This is a genomic window from Micromonospora sp. CPCC 205546, from assembly GCF_036902715.1.
GTDB lineage: Bacteria > Actinomycetota > Actinomycetes > Mycobacteriales > Micromonosporaceae > Micromonospora.
In genome coordinates, this window is the sequence record NZ_JBAKHL010000007.1 from 104,858 (window position 1) to 128,767 (window position 23,910).

A 23,910-nucleotide genomic window follows, 5' to 3' on the forward strand; every position below is an offset into this window, starting at 1 on the left:
TTCACTCCTTCCCGCTGGTGGCCTGCGCCGCCGGTCCGCCGACGGTCGGCGGCACGCCGGCGTCCGGGGGCGGCTCGCTGCCGCCGATCGTCGGCGCCGGTGAGGGTACGCCCCGGCCGTCGGCGAGCTTCGTCACCGCGACGGCGGTCACCTTGAACAGGGGCTGCTTGGAGACCGGGTCCCAGGCGGTCACGGTCAGCTCGTTGGCGGCGCGGGGCGTGCGCTCGTGCGGCGCCTGGTCGAAGTAGCCGTAGTGGAACGGCAGGAACACCACGCCGGGGCGGATGCCGCACAGCCGCGCGGGGGCCTGGATGCCGCCGCGGGCCGAGGCGACGCCGACCAGGTCGCCCTCGGCGATGCCGAGCCGGGCGGCGTCGGCCGGGTTGAGTTCCACCCACACGTCCGGGGCGGCCCGGTCGAGCTGCGGGGCGCGGCCGGTCTTCGTACGGGTGTGGAACTGGTAGACGGTGCGACCGGTGGTGAGCAGCATCGGGTATTCGTCGTCGGGCACCTCGGGGGAGGGCTGGTAGTCGACGGCGTGCAGGAACGCCCGCCCGTTCGGCTCCTTGGCGCGGTACTCGGATTCGGTGAACTCGGCGCCGGTGGCGAGGTCGTGGCCGTACGTCTCGCAGTAGTCGGGGTCGGTGTGGAACACCGCGTCGGTGTAGAGGCGCTCGGTGCCGTCGGGCTGCTCCTCGGTGCAGGGCCACTGGACGCCGGAGCCGCCGCGCAGCTTGGCGTAGGTGATGCCGGTGTAGTCGCACGGTCGCCCCCGCGAGCACTCCTTCCACGCCTCGAACGCCTCCTCCGGCCCCGTCCACCGGATCAGCGGCTGCCCGTCGCGGTCGCGGAAGTCCATCCGCCGGGCGTAGTCGAGGAAGATGTCCAGGTCCGGGCGAGCCTCGCCCGGTGGGTCGACGGCCTTGTCGGAGATGTGCACCGTGCGGTCGACGCTGGTGAACGTGCCGGTCTTCTCGCCCCAGGTGGCGCCGGGCAGCACCACGTCGGCCAACTCGGCGGTCTCGGTCAGGAACAGGTCCTGCACCACCACGAACAGTTCCGGTTTCGCCAGGACGCGCCGGACGCGCGACAGGTCGGGCAGGGACACCGCCGGGTTGGTGGCGCTGATCCACAGCAGTTTGATCGAGCCCTGCTCGGCGTAGCGGAAGATCTGCATGGCGTGCGTCGGGGGCGCCCAGTGCGGGATGCTGTCGACGTCGACGTTCCAGAGCCGGGCCAGTTCGGCGATGTGCGCGGTGTTCTCCCAGTTGCGCAGGCCCGGCAGGTCACCGTCGGCGCCGGTCTCCCGGGTGTTCTGCGCCGTGGGCTGGCCGTTCATCTGGTAGATCCCGGCGCCGGGTCGGCCGAGCATGCCCCGGACGAGGTGCAGGTTGTTGACGCCGCACGAGGCGGCGGTGGCCTGGTTGGACTGGTAGAAGCCCTGCAGCACGGTCGACAGCAGCCGCCGCGAGGTGCCGAGCAGCTCGGCGGCGCGCTCCACGTCGGCGGCCGGCACGTCGCAGATGTCGGCGACCCGGCGGGGCGGGTAGCCGTCGACGATGCGGCACAGCTCCTCGAAGCCGAGGGTGTGCGCGTCGACGTAGTCGCGGTCGTACCAGCCGCGCCGGATGATCTCGCGGAGCAGGCCGTTCATCAGGGCCATGTTGGTGCCGTTGCGCACGGCGAGGTGCAGGTCGGCCTCCCGCGCCACCGGCGTGGCGCGGGGGTCCACGGCGAGCATGGCCGGAGGGTTCGGCCCGCGCCGCCGGTCCAGCATCCGCATCCACAGCACCGTCTGGGTCTCGGCGACGTTGTGCCCCCACAGGGCGATCGCGTCGCAGTGGTCCACGTCGGTGTACGAGCCGGGCTGCCCGTCGGTGCCGAAGCTCGCCTTCATCGCGGCGGCGGCGGTGGCCGTGCAGAGCCGGGTGTTGCCGTCCATGTGCGGCGTGCCGAGCCCGGCCTTGCCGATCACACCCAGCGTGTAGTACTCCTCCAGGAACAGTTGGCCGCTGGTGTAGAAGCCGAAGTGCCCCCACCCGCCCGGACCGTCGAGGAGATCCTTCGAGCGGGCCACGATCCGGCCCATCGCGGTGTCCCAGTCCGTCTCGACCAGCCTGCCGCCCTCGCGCACCAGCGGCCGGGTCAGCCGGTCCGGGCTGTGGTTGGCCTGCCACCCGTACAGGTCCTTCGGGTCGAGCCGGCCCCGGTTGATCCGGTCCACCGCCCGGCCCCGCATCCCGACGATGCGGCCGTCGGCGACCGCGATGTCCATGGCGTCGCCGTTGGAGTGCAGCACCGACGCCGACTGCACCCACCGGTCCACGTCGGCCTCGGTCAGGTCACCGTCGAGGAACCGGTCCACCCGCACCGGCCACTGCTGCCCCGGCCCGTACGGGGTCCGCTCACCCCACGGGTCGGCGATCCGGTCAACCACGACGTGCTCCCTCCCTTGACTGTCCGGGCCCCACCCACGGCGGCACGGCCGGCGTTCAGCGGCGACGACTCGGGCGTGCGGGCCCTGTCCCGGTCACCGGTCGTCACACCTGTCCCGCACTCACTGCGGGTCGTCGAAGCCCTCGGTGGCCCGTTCGCGGCGCAGGTGCGCCAGCGCCCGCCGGCCCAGGTCGGTGTCCTCCCGGCCGAGCGCCTCGTACATGGTGGCGACCTTCTCGTACGGCTGCGCGGGCGGCAGCAGCGGGATCGCCGGGTCCACCATCGCCTCGATCAGCGTCGGCCGGTCCGCCGACAGGGCCCGGTCCCAGGCGGCGTCGACCTCGTCCGGCGTGGTGACCCGGACGCCGTGCAGGCCCAGCAGCTCGGCCCAGCGGGCGTACGGGGCGTCCGGCAGGCGCTGGGAGTCGACGAAGCGGGGATCGCCCTCCGTCTCCCGCTGCTCCCAGCTCACCTCGGCGAGGTCGCGGTTGTGCAGCACCAGCACCACGAACCGCGGGTCCGCCCAGTCGCGCCACCGGTGGGCGACGGTGAGCAGCTCGGCGAGCCCGCTCATCTGCATGGCCCCGTCCCCGGCGAGGGCCACCACCGGCCGGTGCGGCTCGGCGAGCTTCGCCGCCAGCCCGTACGGCAGCGCCGAACCCATCGACGCGAGCGTGCTCGACAGGTGCGCGTCGACGCCGACGGGCAGGCGCAGGTGCCGCGCGTACCAGTAGGTCACCGAGCCGACGTCCACCGACACCTGCGCGTCGTCGGGCAGCCGGCCGCTGAGGGCGTGCACGACGTACTGCGGGTTGAGCGGCTCGGCCTCGGCGGTGGCCCGCCGACGGGCGATGTCGCGCCACCGGGTCACCTCGCCCTCGACGCGCTGCCGCCAGCTGCGGTCGCGTCGGGGCGCGAGCAGCGGCAGCAGGGCCCGGATGGTCTCGGCGGCGTCGCCGAGCAGCGGCACCTCCACCGGATAACGCATGCCGAGGCGCCGGCCGTCGATGTCGATCTGCACCGCCCGCGCCTGCCCCGGCGCCGGGTAGAACTCCGACCAGGGGTCGTTGCTGCCGACGATGAGCAGCGTGTCGCACTCGCCCATCAGCGCGCTGCTGGCGGTGCTGCCCAGGTGTCCCATCACGCCGGTGTGGAACGGCAGCGACTCGTCCAGCACCGGCTTGCCCAGCAGCGACGCCGTCACCCCCGCGCCGAGCGCCTCGGCCAGCTCGACCACCTCGGCGGCGGCGGCGCGGGCGCCCTGGCCCACGAGGATCGCCACCCGCTGCCCGGCGTCGAGCAGGTCGGCGGCGCTGCGTAGGTCGTCCGCGCGGGGGCGCAGCTCGGGCACCGGCAACCCGGGGTTGGTCACCATGATCCCGTGTTCGTGGGCCCCCAGGTCGGGGGCGGGGGCGGTCTGCACGTCGTGCGGCAGGATCACGCAGGTCGGGCTGCGGGTGGCCAGCGCGGTGCGGATCGCGCGGTCGAGGAGCATCGGCAGCTGCTCGGGCGTGTACGCGGTCTGCACGAACTGGGCGCACACGTCGCCGTAGAGGCGGACCAGGTCGATCTCCTGCTGGTAACCGCTGCCCAGCACCGACGTCACCTGCTGTCCGACGATCGCGAGCACCGGCTGCGAGTCCAGCCGGGCGTCGTAGAGGCCGTTGAGCAGGTGCACGGCGCCCGGCCCCTGGGTCGACAGGCACACCCCCAACCCGCCCGTGTACTTCGCGTGGCCGCAGGCCATGAACGCCGCCGTCTCCTCGTGCCGGGCCTGCACGAAGTCGGGCCGGCCGGCGCGCCGCAGCGCGCCCATCACCCCGTCGATGCCGTCCCCGGAATAGCCGAAGACCCGCCGCACACCCCAGTCCGCCAGCCGGGCCACCACCAGATCCGCCACCGTCGCGTCCGCCATCGCCGCCTCCTCGCCTGGACCAGCTCCCTCAGCATGTGGCGATACCCCGGACCCACACGCCGAACCGGACCCAGAGCACCGCTTCGGGTAGCCGTAGCGGAATCCGCCCCCGCGGGCGGTGCGGCTCTCCGCCACCCGAGCCCGGGAGAGGCGCGGAGAAGGCGGTGGGTGGAACCCGGGGTCCCGGCTGTGGACCGGCGGGTCCGGAGCCCCCACTCGGGTCGGCTGTTGCTGGTCTCGGCGGAGGCGTGCGCCCGCGCTCGCCGAGCAGCCAGGCGGGTGCCCGCCGGCCACGCGGTCGACCGGTTGGCGCTACGCCCGTCGGACCCGCCGCGCGGACCGTCCGGAGTGGAAGGGCGGCGGTGGGGTCGGCTCGCGGTGAGGGCCGCGGACTGTCCGCGCACCTCACCTTTCCGCACCTCCGCCACCGGGGGAGCGCGGAATGTGCCTGCCGCGCGGTGCGGAAGGCGTGCCTGCCGCGCCAGCCGCCGCGGCCCTCGGCGGGCGCGGGCCGACCGGGAAGGTCGCGCCCTGTCGGCGCGGCCACCCCGACGCGCGGGCCGGCCCCCGAGCGCGGGTGCGCGCCGATCGTGCGCCGCCGGTCCGCCAGCTGCCCCGTGCCGTCGCCGACCCATGCCAGCGACTCAAGCAGAGCGCGGGGCATGCTCGGTCCGAGCGGGGGTAGGTGGACACGCAGCGGAGACCAGGTGAGGTGAGGTCGTGGCGGGATCGTGGTTGCTGGGCCAGAATCCAGGTGCGCAGGGGGAGCGGCCGACGGCGGTGCTGGTCGCGGTACGCGACGACGGCGCGGCCGACACCGGGCCGGGCTCGCAGACCTCGTTGACCGAGCTGCGCCGGCTCGCCGCCACCGACGGCCTGACCGTCGCCGACGAGGTGGTGCAGAGCCGACCCCACCCCGATCCGGCGACCTACGTCGGTTCCGGCAAGGTCGACGAACTGGCCGCGCTGGCCGAACGCGCACACGCCGACCTGGTGATCGCCGACGGCGACCTGACGCCCGGTCAGGTGCGCAACCTGGAGGAGCGGGTGGGCGTGCGGGTGGTCGACCGCACCGCGTTGATCCTCGACATCTTCGCCGAGCACGCCAGGACCAGCGAGGGGCGGGTGCAGGTGGAGCTGGCGCAGATCGCGTACCAGCTGCCCCGCCTGCGCGGCACCGGCCGGACGATGTCGCGTGTCGGCGGTGGCCGCACGGCCGGAGGCGCGGGCATGGGCGTCCGCGGTCCCGGTGAGATGCGGCTGGAGACCCAGCGCCGTACCCTCCGGCAGCGGGCGACCCGGCTTCGCCGCAACGCCTCGGAACTCGCCCGACGCCGTGAACGCACCCGCGGTCGACGGGCCCGCAACCAGGTGCCGTCGGTGTCGATCACCGGCTACACCAATGCCGGCAAGTCGGCGCTGCTCAACCGGCTGACCGGCGCCGACGCCCAGGTCCAGGACGTCCTGTTCGCCACCCTCGACCCGACCGTCCGCCGGATCAGCACCGGTGAACTGACCTACACCGTCACCGACACCGTCGGTTTCGTGCGGCACCTGCCGCACCAACTCGTCGACGCGTTCCGCTCGACGCTGGAGGAGGTCACCCGCAGCGACCTCGCACTGCACGTGGTGGACGCCTCCGCTCCCGACGCGCTGGACCAGATCACCACCGTGCACGGCGTGCTGCACGAGATCGGCGCGCGCGACGTTCCCGAACTCCTGGTCCTTAACAAGATCGACATTGCGCCCCCGGAATGGGTCGACGCGCTGTGTCGCGTCCACCCCGACGCCGTCCCGGTCTCCGCGCGCACCGGAGCCGGCACGGATCGGCTCCGTATCGAGATCGCGCGGCGGCTGCGTCAGCACTGAGCTGGCGGATCCGGGTTTCGAAACGACGTGTCAGGGGACGCCGGTCGTACTGACGTCGATGGAGGTAGCGATGGTCAACAGGTCCCGCTCGCGCGGTACGACCACCGGCCGGCACCCGGTCCGCACCGCAGCCCAGGCGGTGGGTGTGGTCTTCCTGCTGGTCGGCGTGCTCGGCTTCATCCCGGGCATCACCAGCAACTACGACACCATGCAGTTCGCCGGCCACGAGTCCGGGGCCAAGCTGCTGGGGCTGTTCCAGGTGTCGATCCTGCACAACCTGGTCCACCTGGCCTTCGGCGTGGCCGGGCTCGCCCTGGCCCGCACCGTCTCCGGCGCCCGGACCTACCTGGTCGGCGGTGGTGCGCTCTACCTCGTGCTCTGGCTCTACGGGCTGATCGTCGACCATGAGAGCGCGGCCAACTTCGTGCCGCTCAACAACGCCGACAACTGGCTGCATCTCTTCCTCGGCCTCGGCATGATCGCCCTCGGGATCGCCCTGACCCGTCGGCCCGCCGAGCGTCGCTGACTCGCGTCCACCGCGCCCGTCGGGTGCGGCAGCCGCACGTACGCCTCGTGTCCCCGCCGGAGCGGGCCGGCGGGGGTGGCGGTGCGACGCTGCCGGGCGGAGGGCGTCGCACCGCCGGGAGACCGGCCGGCCGATGGTCAGGACGACGTCGGGCCGCCCGTGGGCGGTGCCGGGGGTGCGGTGAGGTCCGTCTCGGCGAGGCGGGACCAGAAGTTCGCCAGGGTGGCGGCGCCGGCGAGCAGCACGTCCACGCAGACGCTCTCGTCGCTGTCGTGCCAGCGGTCCTCGGGCAGCCCGGTGCCGAAGAACAGCACGGGTGCGTCGAGTTCGCGGGCCAGCAGTTCGGCGGGGCCGCCGCCGGCGTTGGCCATCCGGCCGACGGGCCGGCTGAAGCCCGCGCGCATCGCTTCGGCGAGCGCCGCGACGGCGGGGTGCGGTACGGCTCCTGCGCGGTCTCCTCGGAGACGGTCAGCTGGTAGTCGACGCGGTCGCTGATGGTGTCGGCGACCCACCGGCGTAGCTGTTCTGCGACGTCGGCGACGCGCTGGTCCGGCACCGTGCGGATGCTCAGGCTGGCCGTGGCGACCGAGGGCACCGCCGCGCGGGAGGCCCCGGTGATGTCGCCCGCGGCGACGGTGAGCACTTCGGCGGCCGGTCGGGTCCAGAGCCGTTCGAGGACGGTGTAGCCCTCCTCGCCGCCGATGCTGCGGGTCTCCGAGCGCGTCAGCCAGTCCTCGTCGCGGTACGGCAGCGCGGCGAGTTCGGCCCGGAAGCGCTCCGACGGCTCCGCCACGTCGTCGTAGAAGCCGGGAAGGGTGATGCGGCCCTTGTCGTCGTGCAGGGCGGCGAGGAGCTTGCTCAGCTCGACCACCGGGTTCGGGGCCGGGCCGGAGACCGCGCCGCTGTGCACGTCGCGCAGCGGCCCGTACACCTCGATCTGGGCGCTGATCATGCCGCGCAGGCCCATGCAGACCGCCGGGTGCTCGTGGTGCCACAGCAGCGTGTCGGAGAACAGCACCACGTCGGCGGTGGGCCGGTGCTCGTCGAGCAGCGCGGACAGCTGCGCCGAGCCGGTCTCCTCCTCGCCCTCGACGAGCAGTTTCACGTTGACCGCCGGTGCGTCGCGTCCGGTGGCGGCCAGGTGCGCCCGCAGACCCCACAGGTGCGCCAGGACCTGTCCCTTCGCGTCGGAGGTGCCGCGGCCGTAGACCCGCCCGTCGCGTTCCGCCGGCTCGAACGGCGGGGTCTGCTCCCACTGCTCGTCCTTGGCCGCCCGGACGTCGTGGTGGCTGTAGACGAGCACGGTGGGCGCGCCCGGGGCGGCGCACCACTCGGCGTACACCGCGGGTGCGCCTTCCCGGTTCCACACCCGCACCACCGGGAAGCCGAGGTCCCGCAGCCTGCCGGCCAGCCAGTTCGCCGACCGGACGACCTCCACCTCGCGTTCCGGGAGTCCGGCGACCGACCGGATGCGCACCCAGCCGACGAGTTCGGAGACCAACTCGCGGCGGTGGGCCTCGAGATGGGCGTGGATGTCGGACGTCATGCGTTCCTCCGCTGGGATTCTGTTCCGGGTACCTGGTGCCGCAGCCGCTGCCCGGCCGACGTCAGCGCAAGGAGCGCGCGTCGCGGCGTCGTCACGGGCGAGTGCTGCGAAGGCCATGAAGACCGCCCACCGTCAGGGGCGGTGCCGCCACGGCGTCACCAGGGTCAACGGTCCTCGGTCGCGGGCGGGGCGGGCGTCCCTCGCCCCGGCCGAGTGGGAAGTCCGCCAGGGCTCCGGCCGTGGCGAGGATGTAGGTGACGCACGGCGCGGGGTCGCGCAGGAGGATCTCGGCTCCGGCGGTGGCCGCGATGTGCTGGGCCTGAAGCAGCGCGCTCACGCCGTGCGCGCTGAAGAACCGCACCGCGGAGAGGTCCACCGTGATCACCGGCACCGGAGGGCGGCAGAAGCACTCCACCAGCTCCGCGAGCAGGTGCGCGTTGCTCATGTCGAGCTCGCCCGAAATGGTGATCAGCTTCGCCGGCCCGTCGCTCGTCAGGACCATCGACATGATCGGCTCACGGAGTCGATCGTTCGCCCGGACGCGGCGGCCGCCGTACGCACGAGATGCTTCGTTTCCTGACATGACGCCTCCGCTGTCCGTCGAGCGGCCCGCCGGGGCGCTCGAGCGCGGCCACGGAAGGCACTGGAGGGCGCATGTCTTGACCCGTGCCGTGTCACTACCCCCGACAGCCGGCCCCACACCTGCCGGTTTCGCGGTTTCCGCCGGGCGAGGCGACGGGGCGCAGAGCCCCGGAACCAGCCGACGCACCGGGGGTGTCGTGGCCGTCCCACCCGGCCCGGCACCCGCTGTGGATCCTGATGCCCGGGGGAATGTCGCCGCCCGGTCGACGGCGGGACATTATGGCCGGTCGTCGCTCCATCCACACTGGTCGGACCGTCCAGACTCCGGGCGCGATCGTGGTCGGATGTCCGGCCACCCAGACCTGGCCCGCACCGGACAACGTCGATATCGTTACCGGCCAATCGGACGGCCGATGATCGTTCGTCGTCAGCCGACCTCCCCGAGCCACAAGATCAGGAGGACGCGCTCGTGGCCTCACCCGCCGATTCGACGGTCACCGGCGACGACGTCGAGCCGCAGCGGCCCATTCCGCGGTTCCTCACCGAGTTCACGCCCACTCGGTGGCGCCGTCGACTGAGCCCCTTCTCGCGCGTGCCGAAGCACTCCAAGATGGGCGAGACCTGGCACGTGGCGGCGAAGACCGCCCCGGACGAGCTGGTCATCGTCGATCGCCCGCCGGACATCGACCCCGGCGGAGCCGAGGTCCGCACCTACACCCAGTGGGCGGAACTGGTCGATCGCGCCGCGGCCTGGCTGCACAAGGCGGGCGTACGCCCGTGGGACCGCGTGGCGATCCTCAAGCAGAACCACCTGGACATCGTCGTCCTCGGCTGCGCCATCGCCCGGATCGGCGCCATTCCGTGCATGTTCTCCGGCTCCTACGGGCCGGAGGCGATGATCCCGATGCTCAAGCGGCTGGAACGGCCGTTCCTGTTGACCGACCAGAAGCACCTCGACAAGTGCGGCATCACCCCGGAGGTGGTGGCGGAGCTGACCGTGCGGACGATCAGCGTCGACGCGGTCGCGGACCGGCCGGACGTGCTGCGCCTGGACGACTTCAAGGACGCGCCGCCGGTCCAGCCGAACATGCGTGAGCTCAAGGAACCGGTGGTCATCACGCACACCTCCGGCACGACCGGCATTCCCAAGCTGGTGATGCACTCCGCCGAGTCCATCTACGCGATGGCGATCGTGGAGACCGAGCGGTGGCCCAGGTTCGGGCTGCGGCGCAGCGACACGGTGGCGTTCTGCGACCCCTACACGCACGAGCGGCTCACCACCATGCAGCTGGCGATGGCCGCGGTCGGCCCGCGGGTGATCTACCTGTCCGACCCGCTCTCGCCGCGGGTCCGGGAGCTGCTGGCCGAGCACAAGCCGACGCTGGTGGAGGCGCTGCCGAACATCTACCTGGCCTGGGAGCCGCTGGCCCGCGACCCCGCCGGCCTGTTCAGCAACGTGCGGGAGTACGTCAACTCGTTCGACGCCATCCACACCCGCACGATCCGCACCTTCATGGCCGCCACCAAGCGTCGGTTCCCGATCTGGGTCCAGTCGTGGAGCCAGAGCGAGAACGGCGCGCTGTGCATCCGGCCGTTCTTCCGCTTCGTCGTGCGCCGCAGGGGGCACCGACCGCCGCCGACGCAGCTGATCGGCTGGCCCCTGCCGTTCCACGCCAAGATGCGGGCGGTGGACCCGGAGACCGGCAAGGAGGTCCCGCGCGGCCAGGTCGGTCTGATCGAGATCGACCAGCCGGGACGGTGCCTCGCGTACGTGGGCGAGCAGGACCGGCACGACCTGAAGTGCAACGGCAGGTGGTGGAACACCGGCGACCTCGCGATCATCAACAAGTGGGGTGCCGTCCGGATCGTGGACCGGGAGATCGACCGGATCCCCGGCGGCAGCGCGATCGAGTTCGAGGACCTCATCCTCGACCGGATCGAGTACACCACCGAGGTCGTCGTCCTTCCGGTCGCCGGTGACCTGCCGGTGCCCGTGGTCAGCACCATGGACGACGTTCCGCTGGACAAGGCCGACTGGGAGCGGGCGGTCGCCGACCTGAGCCCGATGGCCCCGCCGATCCAGATAAAGTGGGACGAGTTCCCGCGAACCGGCACGTGGAAGATCCGCCGGGTCGCGCTCCGGGAGAAGCTGCTCTCCGGTGCCCAGGCGATCGGCATCGGGCGCTGGAACTGACCGTCGTCATCCTCTGATCCCCGACGCGGCGCCGGTCACTGTGCCGGCGCCGCGTCGTCTCCGCACCACCCCGGTCGAGCGAAGGGTAACTGCGATGTTGGATCTCCTCGGCCGGCTCGCGCACAGGGCGCGCTGGTGGGTGATCGCCGCCGCCGCGGTGTTCCTGGTCGCCGCGGGCGGCTGGGGAGCCGGCGCCTTCGACGACCTGGCCGTCGGGGGATTCACGTACGCGTCCAGTGAGAGTTCCCGCGCCGACGAGGTCGAACGGGAGGCGCTCGGACGCAACGACGCGGACGTCGTCGTGCTGTTCGGCAGCGATCGCTGGACGGTGGAGGACCCCGCGTACGCCGAGGCCGCCCGGCGCGTGCTGGACGGCCTGCCGGCGGAGCGGGTCGAGGGCGTGACCGACTACTGGCGGGCCAAGCTTCCCGCCCTGGTCAGCACCGACCGGCACGAGACGTTCGCGGCGGTGCAGATCGCCGGGGCCACCGAGAACGACCGGCTCACCAACTACCTGGCCGTCAAGGACAGCCTGACCAGCCCGGACCTCGACGTCACCGTCGGAGGGCCGCTGGCGCTGATCGACGACGTCAACACCCAGAGCAAGGCGGACCTGACCCGCGCCGAGGCGCTGGCGTTGCCGATCCTGTTCCTGCTGCTGGTGCTCATCTTCCGTAACCTGCTGGCGGCGCTGCTGCCGGTCGTGGTCGGGGTGCTGGCGATCGTGGGCTCGATGGCCGGCCTGCGGCTGCTGGCGCAGTTCACCGACGTCTCCATCTTCGCGGTCAACGTGGTCACGCTGCTCGGTCTCGGGCTGGCCGTGGACTACAGCCTGTTCATGGTCAGCCGGTTCCGGGAGGAACTCGGCGCGGGCCATCCCGTCGCGGAGGCGTTGCGGCGGACCATGGTCACCGCGGGCCGGACCATCGTCGTCTCCGCGGTGACCGTCGCGCTCGCGCTGGCCAGCCTGGCCGTCTTCCCACAGGTGTTCCTCCGGTCCATCGCCGTCGGTGGGGTCGCCGCGGTGCTGCTGGCGGGGTTCTTCGCGATGACCGTGATGGCGGCGATGCTGGCCGTCTTCGGGCTGCGGCTGCGGGAGCGGCGCCGTAAGCCGGTCGACGCCGACCCGAACTCCGGCGCGTGGGCGCGCATCGCGCGGACGGTGATGCGCCGACCCGTACTGGTCGGGGGCGCGGTCATCGCCGTGCTGCTGGTTCTCGGTCTGCCGTTCCTGCGGATCTCCTACGGCTGGCTGGACACCCGCGTGCTGCCCGCCTCGGCGGAGAGCCGGCAGGTCCAGGACGTCATCGAACGGTCGTTCCCGGACAGCGTCACCCGGCCGATCGAAGCCATCGTCACGCTGGACGGCCCGGCGACCGCCTCGCCCGGCCGGGAGGAGGTCACCGCGTACGTGCAGCGGGTGGCCGCGCTGCCCGGCGTGCGGCAGGCGGACGTCACCGGTCAGGCCGGCGACACCGCCCGGGTCACCGTCCGCTTCGACGCGGAACCGATCTCCGAGCAGGGCCGGGAGCTGGTCGACGCGGTGCGCGGCGTCGCGCCGCCGCCGTCCGCCACGGTGCTGGTCGGTGGCGACGCCGCCGGGTTCGCCGACCTGATGGACATGCTCTCGCAGCGGCTGCCGTGGATGGCGCTGCTCGTCGTGGCCACCACGTTCGTGCTGCTGTTCCTGTCCTTCGGCTCGCTGGTGCTGCCGGTGAAGGCGATCCTGATGAACGTGCTGAGCCTGACCGCGGCGTTCGGCGCGGTGGTGTGGGTCTTCCAGGACGGCAACCTCTCCGGGCTGCTGCGGTTCACCTCCACCGGCAACATCGACGTGGTGCAACCCATCCTGATCTTCGCCGTCGCGTTCGGACTGTCGATGGACTACGAGGTGTTCCTGCTCTCGCGCATCCGTGAGCACTACGACCTCAGCGGTGACAACACCGAGGCGGTCGCGGTCGGGTTGCAGCGGTCCGGCCGGATCATCACCAGCGCGGCTCTGCTGCTGGTGGTGGTGATCGGGTCGTTCGCGACCGCGAGCGTCCTGGTCGTGAAGATCATCGGGATCGGGCTGGCCCTTGCCGTCGTCGTCGACGCCACCATCGTCCGGGCGCTGTTGATGCCGGCCACGATGCGGCTGCTCGGCCGGCTCAACTGGTGGGTGCCCGGGCCACTGCGGCCGCTCTACAGCAGGTGGGGGATCCGGGGGGAGAGCGGCCACCTGGACGCGGAGCGTACGGCCGTGTAGAGCGGCGGGGAGGTCCCGCCGCGGGCACCCGCCGTCGGGGGCGCGTCCGTGGCCCGGGGGCGGCCCCAGGCCACGGACGGAGCCTCAGTAGATCAACGCCCGACCGAGGCCCATGTCGGTGAGGCGGGTGGAGTGCACGATGCTCGTGATCTCGACAGCCTTCTCGAGGCGTTCCTCCGGCGTGGTGTCGACCAGCCGCCGCCCGTCCCACACCTCGTAGTCGCCGATGGCGTCCAGGTGCGGGGCGATGCCCTCCTGGAACCAGTTCTCCCAACGGGTGAGCTGGTCGGAGACCGGCAACTGCTCCCACAGTCGCATGCCCTCGCGGATGAGCTCGACGAGGCGCTCCTTGTCGTCGGGGTGCCGTTGCAGGTGCTCGCGGATGATCGACGTGCCGACGGCCAGGTGGCGCACCTCGTCGATGGCGGCGCCCTTCTCCATGTCCGCCATCCGCGGGTCGATCGGCCGCCACTTGCGTTCGCTGAGTTCGAACGACGGGGCGAGGAAGCCCTCGACCAGGATCGTCAGCAGCACCACGCCGCCGAGGAAGTCCTGGCGATCGCGCACGATCGGCATACCGTAGTCCTCCAACGGATCGAGGATGGCCGCCCTGTCGTGCGCGGTCTCGCGGGCGATGACGGCGGCGACGTCCCGCTCGTCGATGCCGAGGTTCCGCAGGTGGTTCCGGAAGATCATCGCGTGCCGGGTCTCGTCCATGAGCTGGGTGGCGTAGAACTCGGCGGTCGTGGAGTCCGGTGCGCACGCCACGATGTAGCCGATCGCGCGGGCCGCCCGCTCCTCGGCCAGCGCGCGGAACGCGACCTCCTGGACCAGCGCGTCGCGCAGCGGGCCCGGCTCGTGCAGGAACTGCGGGGTCACCAGCTCCGGCGAGTAGCCGAGGATGTTGCCGCGCAGCGTGCGCTGCGGGACGTTGGCGAACCAGTACCGCAGGTCGCAGTCGCGTGCGGTCAGCCGGATGCCCTCCGCGCCGTCGAACAGGGAGGACGCCTGGTCCCAGTCGGCGGCGTCGTCCGCCGTCATCCCCGACCGCTCGCCGGTGCGGGGGGCGGCGGGCTGGGGACTGTAGGTGATCGTCGGCTGTGGACGCGGCCCGGGCACGGCGACCGGTGCCCCGTCGGCGGCTCGAGCCGGGGACGGGGTGGGGGACGGGACCGGCTCCATCGCGCGGCCGGGCGCGGGGGCAGCCGACGGCGCGACCACGGACGGCTGCGCCGGCGCGCTCGACGCCTGCGACGAGACTGTCGCCTGTGGCGCGACTGCCGGCTGCGGCGGCACCGGTGCCTGCGGCGCGACTGTCGGCTGTGGCGCTGCCGCCGGCTGTGGCGCTGCCGCCGGCTGTGGCGCTGCCGCCGGCTGCGCGGCCGGTGCCGGGCCGTCGTTCATCACGAACGGGCGGCTGCCGTCGAGGTAGTCGACCAACGGCGACGCGACGCTGGCCCGCGACGGCGGATGGAACGCGACGCACTGGCAGGCCGCGACCAGGTAGGCCACCTCGGGGGAGCGGATGAACGACATGCCCCCGAGCATCTCGACCGCCTGCCGGGCCGCGTCGGCGATGGCGTCCTGCGCACCGTAGCGGGCCATCAGGACACGGGCCAGCGCGTCGTTGTCCGTGTCGCCGGCCTGCATGGCGCGGGCCGCGCCCTCCAGCAGCTGCGTCGCCGTCTCCAGCCGGGTGCCCAGGGCGGCGCGGTCGGTGACCGCGCCGCGCCGCTCGGCCAACGCGCGTGCGACGAGCGCGCTGGCCATGCCCAGGTACGACGCGGTGATGAGCAGCTCGAACCAGATGAACCCGACGGTCTGCAGGTCGTCGAGCATCCCGTCCGGACCGTTCTCGGTCGGGATGACCAGTTCCTCCTCGATGAACACGTCGGTCAGCCGGACCTCGTCGCTCTCCGCGCCGGCGAGCACGCTGCTGCCCCAGAACGGGTGCCGGGTGATGCCGCGCAGCGTGGCCGGCATGAGCAGGAAGGCCGTCTGCTGGCCGCCGCCCGGTGCCGGCACCGCCACACTGGCCGTCAGCAGGTCCATCGAGTGGCTCAGGCTGCACGGCTTCTTCGACCCGTTGATCCGGTAGCCGCCGTCCACCGGCGTCGCCGTCATCGCGGGGGAGAGGATCCCCTGGGCCGGGCGGCCCTCGGCGAAGCCCGAGGAGACCAGCAGGTTGCGGCTGGTGATCGCCTCCAGCAGGGCCCACTCCATGCCCGAGTTCTTGATGCTCTCGGCGAAGGTGAACAGCGTCGCCACGGAGAAGTGGTGCATCGTGGTCGCGACCGCCAGCGACGGCGCGTGGGCGCCGATCGCGCGGGTGACCCGTACCGCGTCCAGCGGGGACGCGCCGAGCCCGCCGTAGTCCTTCGGGATCACCAGGCCCGGGCCGCCGCTGGCCCGGAACACCGGCAGCGTGGCGCCGCCGGAGGCCTCCCGTTGCGCGAACGGGATCTTCACCAACCCGTCGAGCAGGCCCGGCAGGTACGACTCGCAGAGGGCGCGGGCCTGATCGAGGGAACGCACGGATTGCCTCCGGAGGCGACGGTCAACGAGGGATGAGGGAGTGGGCCGCCGCGCGACGCAGCTTGCCCGACGGTGTCTTCGGAAGGCTGCCCGGCGGGAGTACCACGATCTGCGCCGGACGGGCGTCGACGTCGGCCAGGACCCGGTTGGCGATCGCGTCGGACAACGTCTTCTCGGCGCCCGGGTCACCGGCCAGACGGGACTCGACCAGCACCGCGAAGGACTCCCGCGCCGCCACGTCGCCGGCCATGAGCCGTACCGCCGCGACGTTGCCGTCCCGGACGCCGTCGACGCCGGCGGCCGCGCGTTCGATGTCGGTGGGGTAGATGTTGCGCCCGCCCATGATGATGACGTCCTTGCGGCGGCCGCAGACCACGAGCTGACCGTCGACCAGGTAGCCCTCGTCGCCGATGTCCAACCAGCCGTCGTCGTCCAGGGCGGGGACCGGACCGTCCTCCGTGAGGTAGCCGCGGGTCACCGAGTCGCCGCGCAGCTGCAACCGGCCGACCTCGCGGTCGCCCAGCTCGGCGCCGGAGTCGTCGACGACCCGCACGGCGACGCTCGGGTGGGCGGCGCCGAGCATGGGCAGCCGGCGTACGCCGGTGGGGTGGTCGTCGCCCGCCGGTACCGCACGCCGGTTCTTCTCCAGCTCCAGGGCGTCGACGGTGTCGAGGAGCATCGGATCCGCCAGTGCCGACAGCGAGATGACCAGGGCGCTCTCCGCCGCGCCGTAGCAGCAGTTCACCGCCTCGGGCCGCAGGCCGAACCGGGCGCCGGCCGCCACGAACGCCTCCACCGTCGACGGGTCGATCGGCTCCGCGCCGTTGCACATGGCCTTCAACCGGGACAGGTCGAGCGAACCGGCGTCGGCGCGGGCGAGCTGCCGGGTCAGGATCGCGTACGCGAAGTTCGGCGCGGCCGTGATCGTGCCGCCGTAGCGGCTCATCAGTTCCGCCCACACCATCGGCCGGGCGAGGAACTCCGCGGGCGTGACCACGACCAGGTCGATGCCGGTGAACATGGGCAGCAGCAGGCAGCCGACCATGCCCATGTCGTGGAACAGCGGCAGCCAGCTGACCAGCACGTCGTCGTCGCCGCACTCGAGGTGCGCCGCGGTGTCGACGAGGTTGGCGTGGATGTTGCGGTGGGTGATCCGCACCGCCTTCGGCTCGGCGGTCGAGCCGCTGGTCAACTGCAGCAGCGCCGCGTCGTCCTCGGCGGCGGGCACGACGGTGAACTCCCGGTCGCTGTCCAGGTCGCCGATCATCCGGTGGGGGATGCCCTGCTCGCGCAGCACGCCGGCCATCGCCTCGAACGGGGCGCCCACCAGCACCAGACGCGCGTCGATCATGCGCAGGACACGCAGCGTGTCGTCGCGCCAGACGGACAGGTCGGTCCGCGGGGTCGGCTGGTGCAGCATCGTCACGCTGCCGCCGGCCAGCCACGTCCCCTGGATGACCCGCGCGACCTCTCCCGGGTCGCCGGCCAGGACCGCGACGGCCTCGCGGGGGGCCAGCCCGCCCGCGACCAGCGCCGCCGCCGTGCGCCGGGCCGCCTCGTGCAACTGCCCCCAGCCGCGCCGCACCGGGTTCGCGGGGGCGCCGGTGACCATGCCGCCCGGCGACCGCCCGGCGGTGTCGACGACGGTGTCGACGAAACGGCTCATCTCAGGCTCGCCAGAATCATGCGGGCCAGCCTAGACAGGCCGGTCGACAAAGACCATAGATCCTTTGTGGAGTCCGTACGGGCGATTGTGCCCGCCGCCATGGCCGATAAAGGATGACCGCTGCCCGGTGGGTCACCGCGGCGCTGACGATGATGATACTGGAAGGCGGCCGCCTGAATGGGTGACTCCAGGACGCAGTGGTGGTTGGATGTCGTGCGCACCCAGGTGGCCGAGGCACTGGGCCGGCCGCGCGGTGAGGTCACTCCGGACGGCGCCTTCGCCGACCTGGGCTTCGACTCGCTGACCGCGCTCGAACTGGCCGACCGGCTGTCCGAGGCGAGTGGGCTCCAACTGTCCGGCACCCTCGCCTTCGACTACCCCAACCCGCAGGCCCTGGCCGCGTACCTGGCCGCGCAGGTCGACGGCCCGGACGCGGACCCGGGAGCGGAGCACCGCGCCGGCACGCCGGCAGCCGGCGCGCCGGACGGCAGGCCTCCGGGTGAGCCGGAGCCGATCGCCATCGTGGCGATGGCCTGCCGCTTCCCCGGCGGCGCCGACACCCCCGAGGACTTCTGGAGCTTCCTGGCCGACGGCCGCGACGGCATCGGCCCGTTCCCGACCGACCGGGGCTGGGACCCGCAGGTGTTCCATCCCGACCCCGACCGTCCCGGCTCCACCTACGCCCGCCACGGGGGGTTCCTCTACGGCGCCGGCGACTTCGACGCCGGATTCTTCGGCCTGTCGCCCCGCGAGGCACTGGCCACCGATCCCCAGCAGCGGCTGATGCTCGAGATCTCCTGGGAGGCGCTGGAACGCGCCGGCGTCGACCCCCGCACGCTGCGTGGAAGCCGCACCGGCGTGTACACCGGCGTCATCGCCAGCGACTACGCCCCGCGCCTCGGCGCCATCGCGCCGGAGGTCGCCGGCTTCCTGATGCCCGGCAACGCGTCCAGCATCGTCTCCGGCCGCGTGTCGTACGCGTTGGGCCTGGAAGGGCCCTCGCTGTCGGTCGACACCGCCTGCTCGTCGTCGCTGGTCGCGCTGCACCTGGCGGCCCGTTCGCTGCGCAGCGGTGAGTGCGACCTCGCCCTGGCCGGCGGAGTCACCGTGATCGGGACGCCGTTGGTGTTCACCGAGTTCAGCCGCCAGCGCGGCCTCTCCCCGGACGGGCGGTGCCGGTCGTTCGCCGCGTCCGCCGACGGCACCGGGTGGGCCGAGGGCGCCGGTGTGCTGGTCCTCGAACGGCTCGCCGACGCCCGCCGCCACGGCCGACGCGTCCTGGCGGTCCTGCGGGGCAGCGCGGTCAACTCCGACGGGGCGTCCAACGGCCTCACCGCGCCCAACGGCCCGTCCCAGCAACGCCTCATCGCCGACGCCCTCGCCGATGCGGGACTCGACGCCTCCGACGTGGACGCGGTGGAGGCACACGGCACCGGCACCCGGCTGGGCGACCCGATCGAGGCCCAGGCGCTGATCGCCGCGTACGGCAGCGGCCGGCAGCGTCCGCTGTGGCTCGGGTCGGTCAAGTCGAACATCGGACACGCCCAGGCGGCGGCCGGCGTGGCCGGCGTCATCAAGATGGTGGCGGCGCTGCGGCACGAGCGGCTGCCCCGCACGCTGCACGTCGACGAACCCACCCCGTACGTGGACTGGTCCGCCGGCCCGCTGCGGCTGCTCACCGACGAGCAGCCCTGGCCGGCCGGCGCCCGGCCACGCCGCGCGGCGGTGTCGTCGTTCGGGATCAGCGGCACCAACGCACACGTCATCGTCGAGGAGGCGCCGCGCGACGAGCCGGCCGTCGCGACCGACGGCGCGGCCGCGCCGGCGCCGCTGGTGCTCTCCGCGCGGACCGTCCCCGCGCTGCGCGAACATGCCCGCCGCCTCGACGCCTTCCTCGACGCCCACCCCGACGTGCCGGCCCGCGCGGCGGCGGTCGCGGCAGCCCGGCGTACGGCGTTCGAACAGCGGGCCGTCGTCCTCGACCGCGCGGCCCTCGCGGCGCTCGCCACCGGGCAGGACACCCCGGCGGTGGTCACCGGAACGGCGAGCGAGGGCAGGCTGGCCCTGGTCTTCCCCGGGCAGGGATCGCAGCGGCCCGGGATGGGGCGGGCGCTCGCCGCGGCCGAACCGCGCTTCGCCGCCGCCCTGGACGAGGTCTGCGCCGCACTGGACCGGCACCTGGACCGCCCCATCCGCGCGGTCATCGACGGCGACCCGGACCTGCTGGACCAGACGGGGTACACCCAGCCGGCGCTGTTCGCCGTGGAGGTGGCGCTGTACCGGCTGCTGCGGCACTGGGGCGTCCGGCCGGACTTCGTCCTCGGCCATTCGATCGGGGAGATCACCGCCGCCCACGTGGCCGGGGCGCTGTCGCTGGACGACGCCGCCAGCCTCGTCGTCGCACGCGGACGGCTGATGCAGGCGCTGCCCGCCGGCGGCGCGATGGCGGCGATCCAGGCCACCGCGCAGGAGGTCGAGCCGCTGATCGCCGACCCCGCGGCGCAGGTCGGACTCGCCGCCGTCAACGGCCCGACATCGGTCGTCGTCGCCGGCCCGCGGGACGCGGTGCGCACCGTCGCCGACGCGTTCGTCGCGCGAGGCCGCAAGGCCACCCTGCTACGGGTCAGCCACGCCTTCCACTCACCGTTGATGGAGCCGATGCTCGCGGACCTCGCCAAGCTGGAGGCGGACCTCACCCACCGGGCGCCGGAGATTCCGCTGGTCTCCAACGAGACCGGACTGCCGGTGGACCTGGTCGCACCGGGGCACTGGAGTCGGCACGCGCGGCAGCCGGTGCGGTTCGCGCAGAGCGTACGCCGGCTACGCGAGCAGGGGGTCACCCGGTTCCTGGAGGTGGGGCCCGGCGGCGTGCTGTCCGCCATGGTCCTCGACTGCGTCGGCGACCTGGACGCCGACACGGGCGACACGACGATCGCGGTGCCGATGCTGCGCGACGGGCGCGACGAACGGGACTCCGCCCGGGGCGCGGTGGCTCGCCTGTTCACCGGCGGCGTGCACGTCGACTGGTCCGCCCTGGTCGGCGGGGACGTCCCGCCCGCGGAACTGCCCACCTATCCGTTCCAGCACCGGCGGTACTGGCTGACCCCGACGGCCCGGCCGCTGCCCGGGGAACCGGTCGAGACGCCGGACGCCGCGGCGGTGTCGACCGACGAACTGTCGATCGCCGCCCAGCCGTGGCTCGCCCACCACCGCGTGGGCGGGGTGGTCGTCGTACCGGGCGCGCTGCTGGCGGAACTGGCGGCGCGCGCGGGTGCGAAGGCCGGCTGCCCCGAGGTGGTGGAACTCCTGCTGCAGGCGCCGCTGGTGCTCCCCGAGGCCGGCGCCGTGCAGACCCGGGTGGTCGTCGCCGGGACCGACGGCGACCCGACCCGTGCGCTGGCGATCCACGCGCGCCCACCCGGCGGAGCGTGGACGCCGCACGCGACGGGGACCGTCGCCCCGGTACGGACCAGTGACGCCACCGGGTTGAAGCTGTGGCCGCCGCCGGGCGCGACGCCGTTGGACACGGACGGCTTCTACGACCGCCTGCGCGCCGCTGGCTACGACTACGGCCCGGTGTTCCAGGGCGTCGCCCGGGCGTGGCGGCGGGGCGACGAGATCTTCGCCGACGTGACGCTGCCCGCCGACGGCGCCGGCGCGACCGACGGCTTCCTGCTGCACCCGGCGCTGCTCGACGCTTCGCTGCACGCCCTCGGCCTGCTCGCCGACGCCGGCGCGGACGACGGGATCGCGCTGCCGTTCTCCTGGGCGGGCCTGCAGGTGCACGCCCGTGGCGTCACGGCGCTGCGGGTCCGGCTGACCCGCGACGGCGACGGTGTCGACGTCGTCCTCGCCGATGCGAGCGGTGCGCCGGTCGCCTCGGTCCGGCACGTCGCGCTGCGGCCGATCGCCGCCGACCGGCTCGCGCTCAGGCCCCCCGGGCCCGGCGACGGGTACGAGCTGCGCTGGGTACCGGCGACCGCGCTCGGCGCCGACCAGCCGGTGGTGGCGCCGGCCGGCCCGTCCGACCCGGTCTGGCTCGACGGGCTGACGGACGGCGAGCCGGTTCCCGATCTCGTCTTCACCGAACTGCCGCCGGGCGGGGACGACCCGCACCCCACCGTCGCCGCCGCGCTCGACCTGGCGCACCGCTGGCTGGCCGACGCGCGGTACGGCGCCGCCCGGCTGGCGGTGGTGACCCGGCTGGCCGTGGGCGACCCGCCCCGCGACCTGGCGCACGCGGCGGCGTGGGGACTGCTGCGCTCGGCGCAGTCCGAGCACCCCGGCCGGTTCGCGTTGATCGACCTGGACGACGAACCGGCGTCGCGGCGGGCGCTCGTCGCGGCGGGCGCCGCGGGAGAACCGCAGGTCGCCGTGCGCGCCGGCGGGCTGCTGGTGCCTCGGCTGCACCCGTCGGCCGCCGACGGCCACGCCCCGCAGGTCGAGGCGCCCACTGACGCCGCGGCCGTCACCCGTGCCGGAGCACGACCGTGGGCCCCGCAGGGCACCGTCCTCGTCACCGGCGCGACCGGCGCCGTCGGCCGCCTCGTGGCGCGGCACCTCGTCGAGCGGCGCGGGGTGCGGCACCTGGTGCTCGCGTCCCGGCGTGGAGCCGACGCCCCCGGCGCGGCCGACCTGGGCGCCGAGCTGTCCGCGCTCGGCGCGGAGTCGGTACGCGTCGTGGCCTGCGACGTCGCCGACCCGGCGGCCCTGACCGACTTGCTGGGGTCCGTCCCCGCCGCGCATCCGCTCACCGCCGTGCTGCACCTGGCGGGTGTGCTGGACGACGGGGTGGTCGAGTCGCAGACCCCGCAGCGGGTGGCCGCGGTGCTGCGGTCGAAGGCGGACGGCGCACGGCAGCTGCACGAGCAGACCCGGGAGTGCGACCTGGCCGCGTTCGTGCTCTTCTCCTCCGCCGCAGGCCTGCTCGGCTCGCCCGGGCAGTCGGGGTACGCCGCCGCCAACGCCTACCTCGACGCCCTCGCCGCGCGGCGGCGCGCGCAGGGGCTGCCGGGGCAGTCGCTGGCGTGGGGCTTGTGGGAGCTGCCCGACGGGATGGCCGAGCAGGTCAGCGCCGCCGGCCTGCGTCGCATGCGCGGGATCGGGCTGACGCCGTTGCCGCCGGGGCGCGGGCTGGCCCTGCTGGAGCGCGCGCTCGACTCGGCGGTCGCGACGCCGGTCCTCGTCGACGTGGACAGCGCCCTGCTCGACGGGCACGACCGGCGGTCGGTGCCGCCGGTGCTGCACGACCTGATGGGCACGGACCGGCTGGCCGGCGCGAACGTCGCCGGCCAGGCGTCACCCGGGAGCGCGTCGGTCGACCCGGTGACCGGCGGCGCGGCCGGCGGCACCCGGGCCGGGGGCCCGGACCTCGCCGGGACGCTGTCCGGGCTCGCTCCCGCCGAACAGGACCGGGTGCTGCGTGAGCTGGTGCTCGCCGAGGCCGCCATGGTTCTCGGTCACGCGTCCGCCGCCGACCTGGACGGCAGCCGGAGCCTGCCCGAACTCGGATTCGACTCCCTGACGGCGGTCGAGCTGCGCAACCGGCTCGCCACCGTGACCGGGCTGACCCTGCCGGCGACCCTGGTCCTGGACTACCCGAACGTACGGGAACTCGTCGCCTACCTGCGCGGTGAGCTGCTACCCGAGCAGGCATCCACCGCGCTCGGGGTGCTGGAGGGGCTGACCCGGCTGGAGTCCAGCCTGGCCAACCTCACGATGGACGCCGTGGCGCGTAAGCGGCTCGCCGACGCCCTGAACCAGCTGCTGTCGCTGGTCGAGACCGACTCGGACAAGGTCGACGCGGCGAAGGACGACTTCTTCGACCTGCTCGACTAGGAGGCCGTCTCGGCCGGCAGGAGAGCGGGCCGTCCTCCAGCCGCCCCGGGCGACTGGAGGACGGCCCGCCGCCGCTCAGCCGACCGGGGCGGCCTCCACCACGGTGACCTCGATGTCGGAGCCGAACAGCCCGAGCAGGATGTTGCGGATCGAGTCGCGCATCGCGGTGCACGCCACCGGGTCGATCAGGCTCGCCAGGGAGGCGATGCCCAGGTCGAACCGGCTCTCGAACTCGACCCGTACCGCCTCGTCGGCCTCGACGACCAGCCACGAGCCGGTGAACGTCGCGAAGTCGCCCGTGATCTGCTCGAAGTCGATGCGGCGGTTGACCGGGTCGATGTCGTCGCGTTCGGTCCAGACGAGGATGCCCCGGCGGAAGTTCACCTCCCACTTCGACTCCACCTGGTTCGAGCTGACCTGGGTCACCCCGACCGTCCGTACGGTGTCGGTGAACTCCGGGTACGCCGCGAAGTCGGCCAGCCGGTCGAACGACTCCTTGGCCTCTGCCGTGGGCAGCAGAGCGTGCACGATGACGGAGCACTCCATCGCGGGTGG

The 23,910-nt window shown here is 73.5% G+C and carries 11 protein-coding genes and 1 pseudogene; 5 read left to right on the forward strand and 7 right to left on the reverse strand.

Annotation, left to right across the window (positions count from 1 at the left end):
- Nucleotide 1 precedes the first annotated feature (1 nt).
- Together V6U77_RS06275 and V6U77_RS06280 are read right to left on the reverse strand one after the other, a co-directional pair.
- Nucleotides 2-2,437: a molybdopterin oxidoreductase family protein gene (locus tag V6U77_RS06275; protein ID WP_334605236.1), complete on the reverse strand. Its 2,436-nt coding sequence runs from the start codon at nucleotides 2,435-2,437 to the stop codon at nucleotides 2-4.
- 120 nt (nucleotides 2,438-2,557) lie between these two features.
- Complete coding sequence (locus V6U77_RS06280; protein WP_334605237.1) at nucleotides 2,558-4,351, reverse strand: thiamine pyrophosphate-requiring protein; 1,794 nt, start codon at nucleotides 4,349-4,351, stop codon at nucleotides 2,558-2,560.
- Between the two features lie 720 nt (nucleotides 4,352-5,071).
- Here V6U77_RS06280 and hflX point away from each other — a divergent pair.
- A complete protein-coding gene (gene hflX, locus V6U77_RS06285; protein WP_334605238.1) occupies nucleotides 5,072-6,220 on the forward strand; it encodes a GTPase HflX in 1,149 nt (382 codons plus the stop codon).
- Between the two features lie 70 nt (nucleotides 6,221-6,290).
- A complete protein-coding gene (locus V6U77_RS06290) occupies nucleotides 6,291-6,746 on the forward strand; it encodes a DUF4383 domain-containing protein (RefSeq protein WP_334605239.1) in 456 nt (151 codons plus the stop codon).
- Here V6U77_RS06290 and V6U77_RS06295 read toward each other — a convergent pair.
- Together V6U77_RS06295 and V6U77_RS06300 are read right to left on the reverse strand one after the other, a co-directional pair.
- Nucleotides 6,652-8,292: a M20/M25/M40 family metallo-hydrolase gene (locus V6U77_RS06295; protein WP_334605240.1), complete on the reverse strand. Its 1,641-nt coding sequence runs from the start codon at nucleotides 8,290-8,292 to the stop codon at nucleotides 6,652-6,654. The two genes, V6U77_RS06290 and V6U77_RS06295, sit on opposite strands and share 95 nt — an antisense overlap.
- Before the next feature lie 91 nt (nucleotides 8,293-8,383).
- Nucleotides 8,384-8,800, reverse strand: a complete 417-nt coding sequence (locus V6U77_RS06300; RefSeq protein WP_334605241.1) for an STAS domain-containing protein — start codon at nucleotides 8,798-8,800, stop codon at nucleotides 8,384-8,386.
- Nucleotides 8,801-9,343: 543 nt separating this feature from the next.
- Between V6U77_RS06300 and V6U77_RS06305 the strand changes: the two genes are divergently transcribed.
- Nucleotides 9,344-11,068: a class I adenylate-forming enzyme family protein gene (locus tag V6U77_RS06305; protein ID WP_334605242.1), complete on the forward strand. Its 1,725-nt coding sequence runs from the start codon at nucleotides 9,344-9,346 to the stop codon at nucleotides 11,066-11,068.
- A gap of 94 nt (nucleotides 11,069-11,162) precedes the next feature.
- Nucleotides 11,163-13,316, forward strand: coding sequence for an MMPL family transporter (locus V6U77_RS06310; protein WP_334605243.1), 2,154 nt, complete (start codon nucleotides 11,163-11,165; stop codon nucleotides 13,314-13,316).
- A gap of 84 nt (nucleotides 13,317-13,400) precedes the next feature.
- Here the strand turns inward: V6U77_RS06310 and V6U77_RS06315 are convergent, their stop codons facing one another.
- The gene (locus V6U77_RS06315) at nucleotides 13,401-15,851 is read right to left on the reverse strand and encodes a hypothetical protein (RefSeq protein ID WP_334605244.1); all 2,451 of its coding nucleotides are present in this window, start codon (nucleotides 15,849-15,851) and stop codon (nucleotides 13,401-13,403) included.
- A 22-nt stretch (nucleotides 15,852-15,873) separates the two neighbouring features.
- The gene (locus V6U77_RS06320; RefSeq protein WP_334605245.1) at nucleotides 15,874-17,517 is read right to left on the reverse strand and encodes a fatty acyl-AMP ligase; all 1,644 of its coding nucleotides are present in this window, start codon (nucleotides 17,515-17,517) and stop codon (nucleotides 15,874-15,876) included.
- 213 nt (nucleotides 17,518-17,730) lie between these two features.
- Here V6U77_RS06320 and V6U77_RS06325 point away from each other — a divergent pair.
- Nucleotides 17,731-23,355, forward strand: a pseudogene (locus tag V6U77_RS06325) (SDR family NAD(P)-dependent oxidoreductase); the annotation flags it as partial.
- Between the two features lie 75 nt (nucleotides 23,356-23,430).
- On the opposite strand, the gene V6U77_RS06330 reads toward V6U77_RS06325, so the two are convergent.
- Nucleotides 23,431-23,901, reverse strand: coding sequence for a type II toxin-antitoxin system RatA family toxin (locus V6U77_RS06330; RefSeq protein WP_334605247.1), 471 nt, complete (start codon nucleotides 23,899-23,901; stop codon nucleotides 23,431-23,433).
- Nucleotides 23,902-23,910 lie beyond the last annotated feature (9 nt).

Coding starts and splice junctions, on each gene's coding strand:
- V6U77_RS06280 (WP_334605237.1), bottom strand. CDS start 4,351: ATGGCGGACGCGACGGTGGCGGATCTGGTGGTGGCCCGGCTGGCGGAC.
- V6U77_RS06300 (WP_334605241.1), bottom strand. CDS start 8,800: ATGTCGATGGTCCTGACGAGCGACGGGCCGGCGAAGCTGATCACCATT.
- V6U77_RS06290 (WP_334605239.1), top strand. CDS start 6,291: ATGGTCAACAGGTCCCGCTCGCGCGGTACGACCACCGGCCGGCACCCG.
- V6U77_RS06295 (WP_334605240.1), bottom strand. CDS start 8,292: ATGACGTCCGACATCCACGCCCATCTCGAGGCCCACCGCCGCGAGTTG.
- V6U77_RS06320 (WP_334605245.1), bottom strand. CDS start 17,517: ATGAGCCGTTTCGTCGACACCGTCGTCGACACCGCCGGGCGGTCGCCG.
- V6U77_RS06330 (WP_334605247.1), bottom strand. CDS start 23,901: ATGGAGTGCTCCGTCATCGTGCACGCTCTGCTGCCCACGGCAGAGGCC.
- V6U77_RS06310 (WP_334605243.1), top strand. CDS start 11,163: ATGTTGGATCTCCTCGGCCGGCTCGCGCACAGGGCGCGCTGGTGGGTG.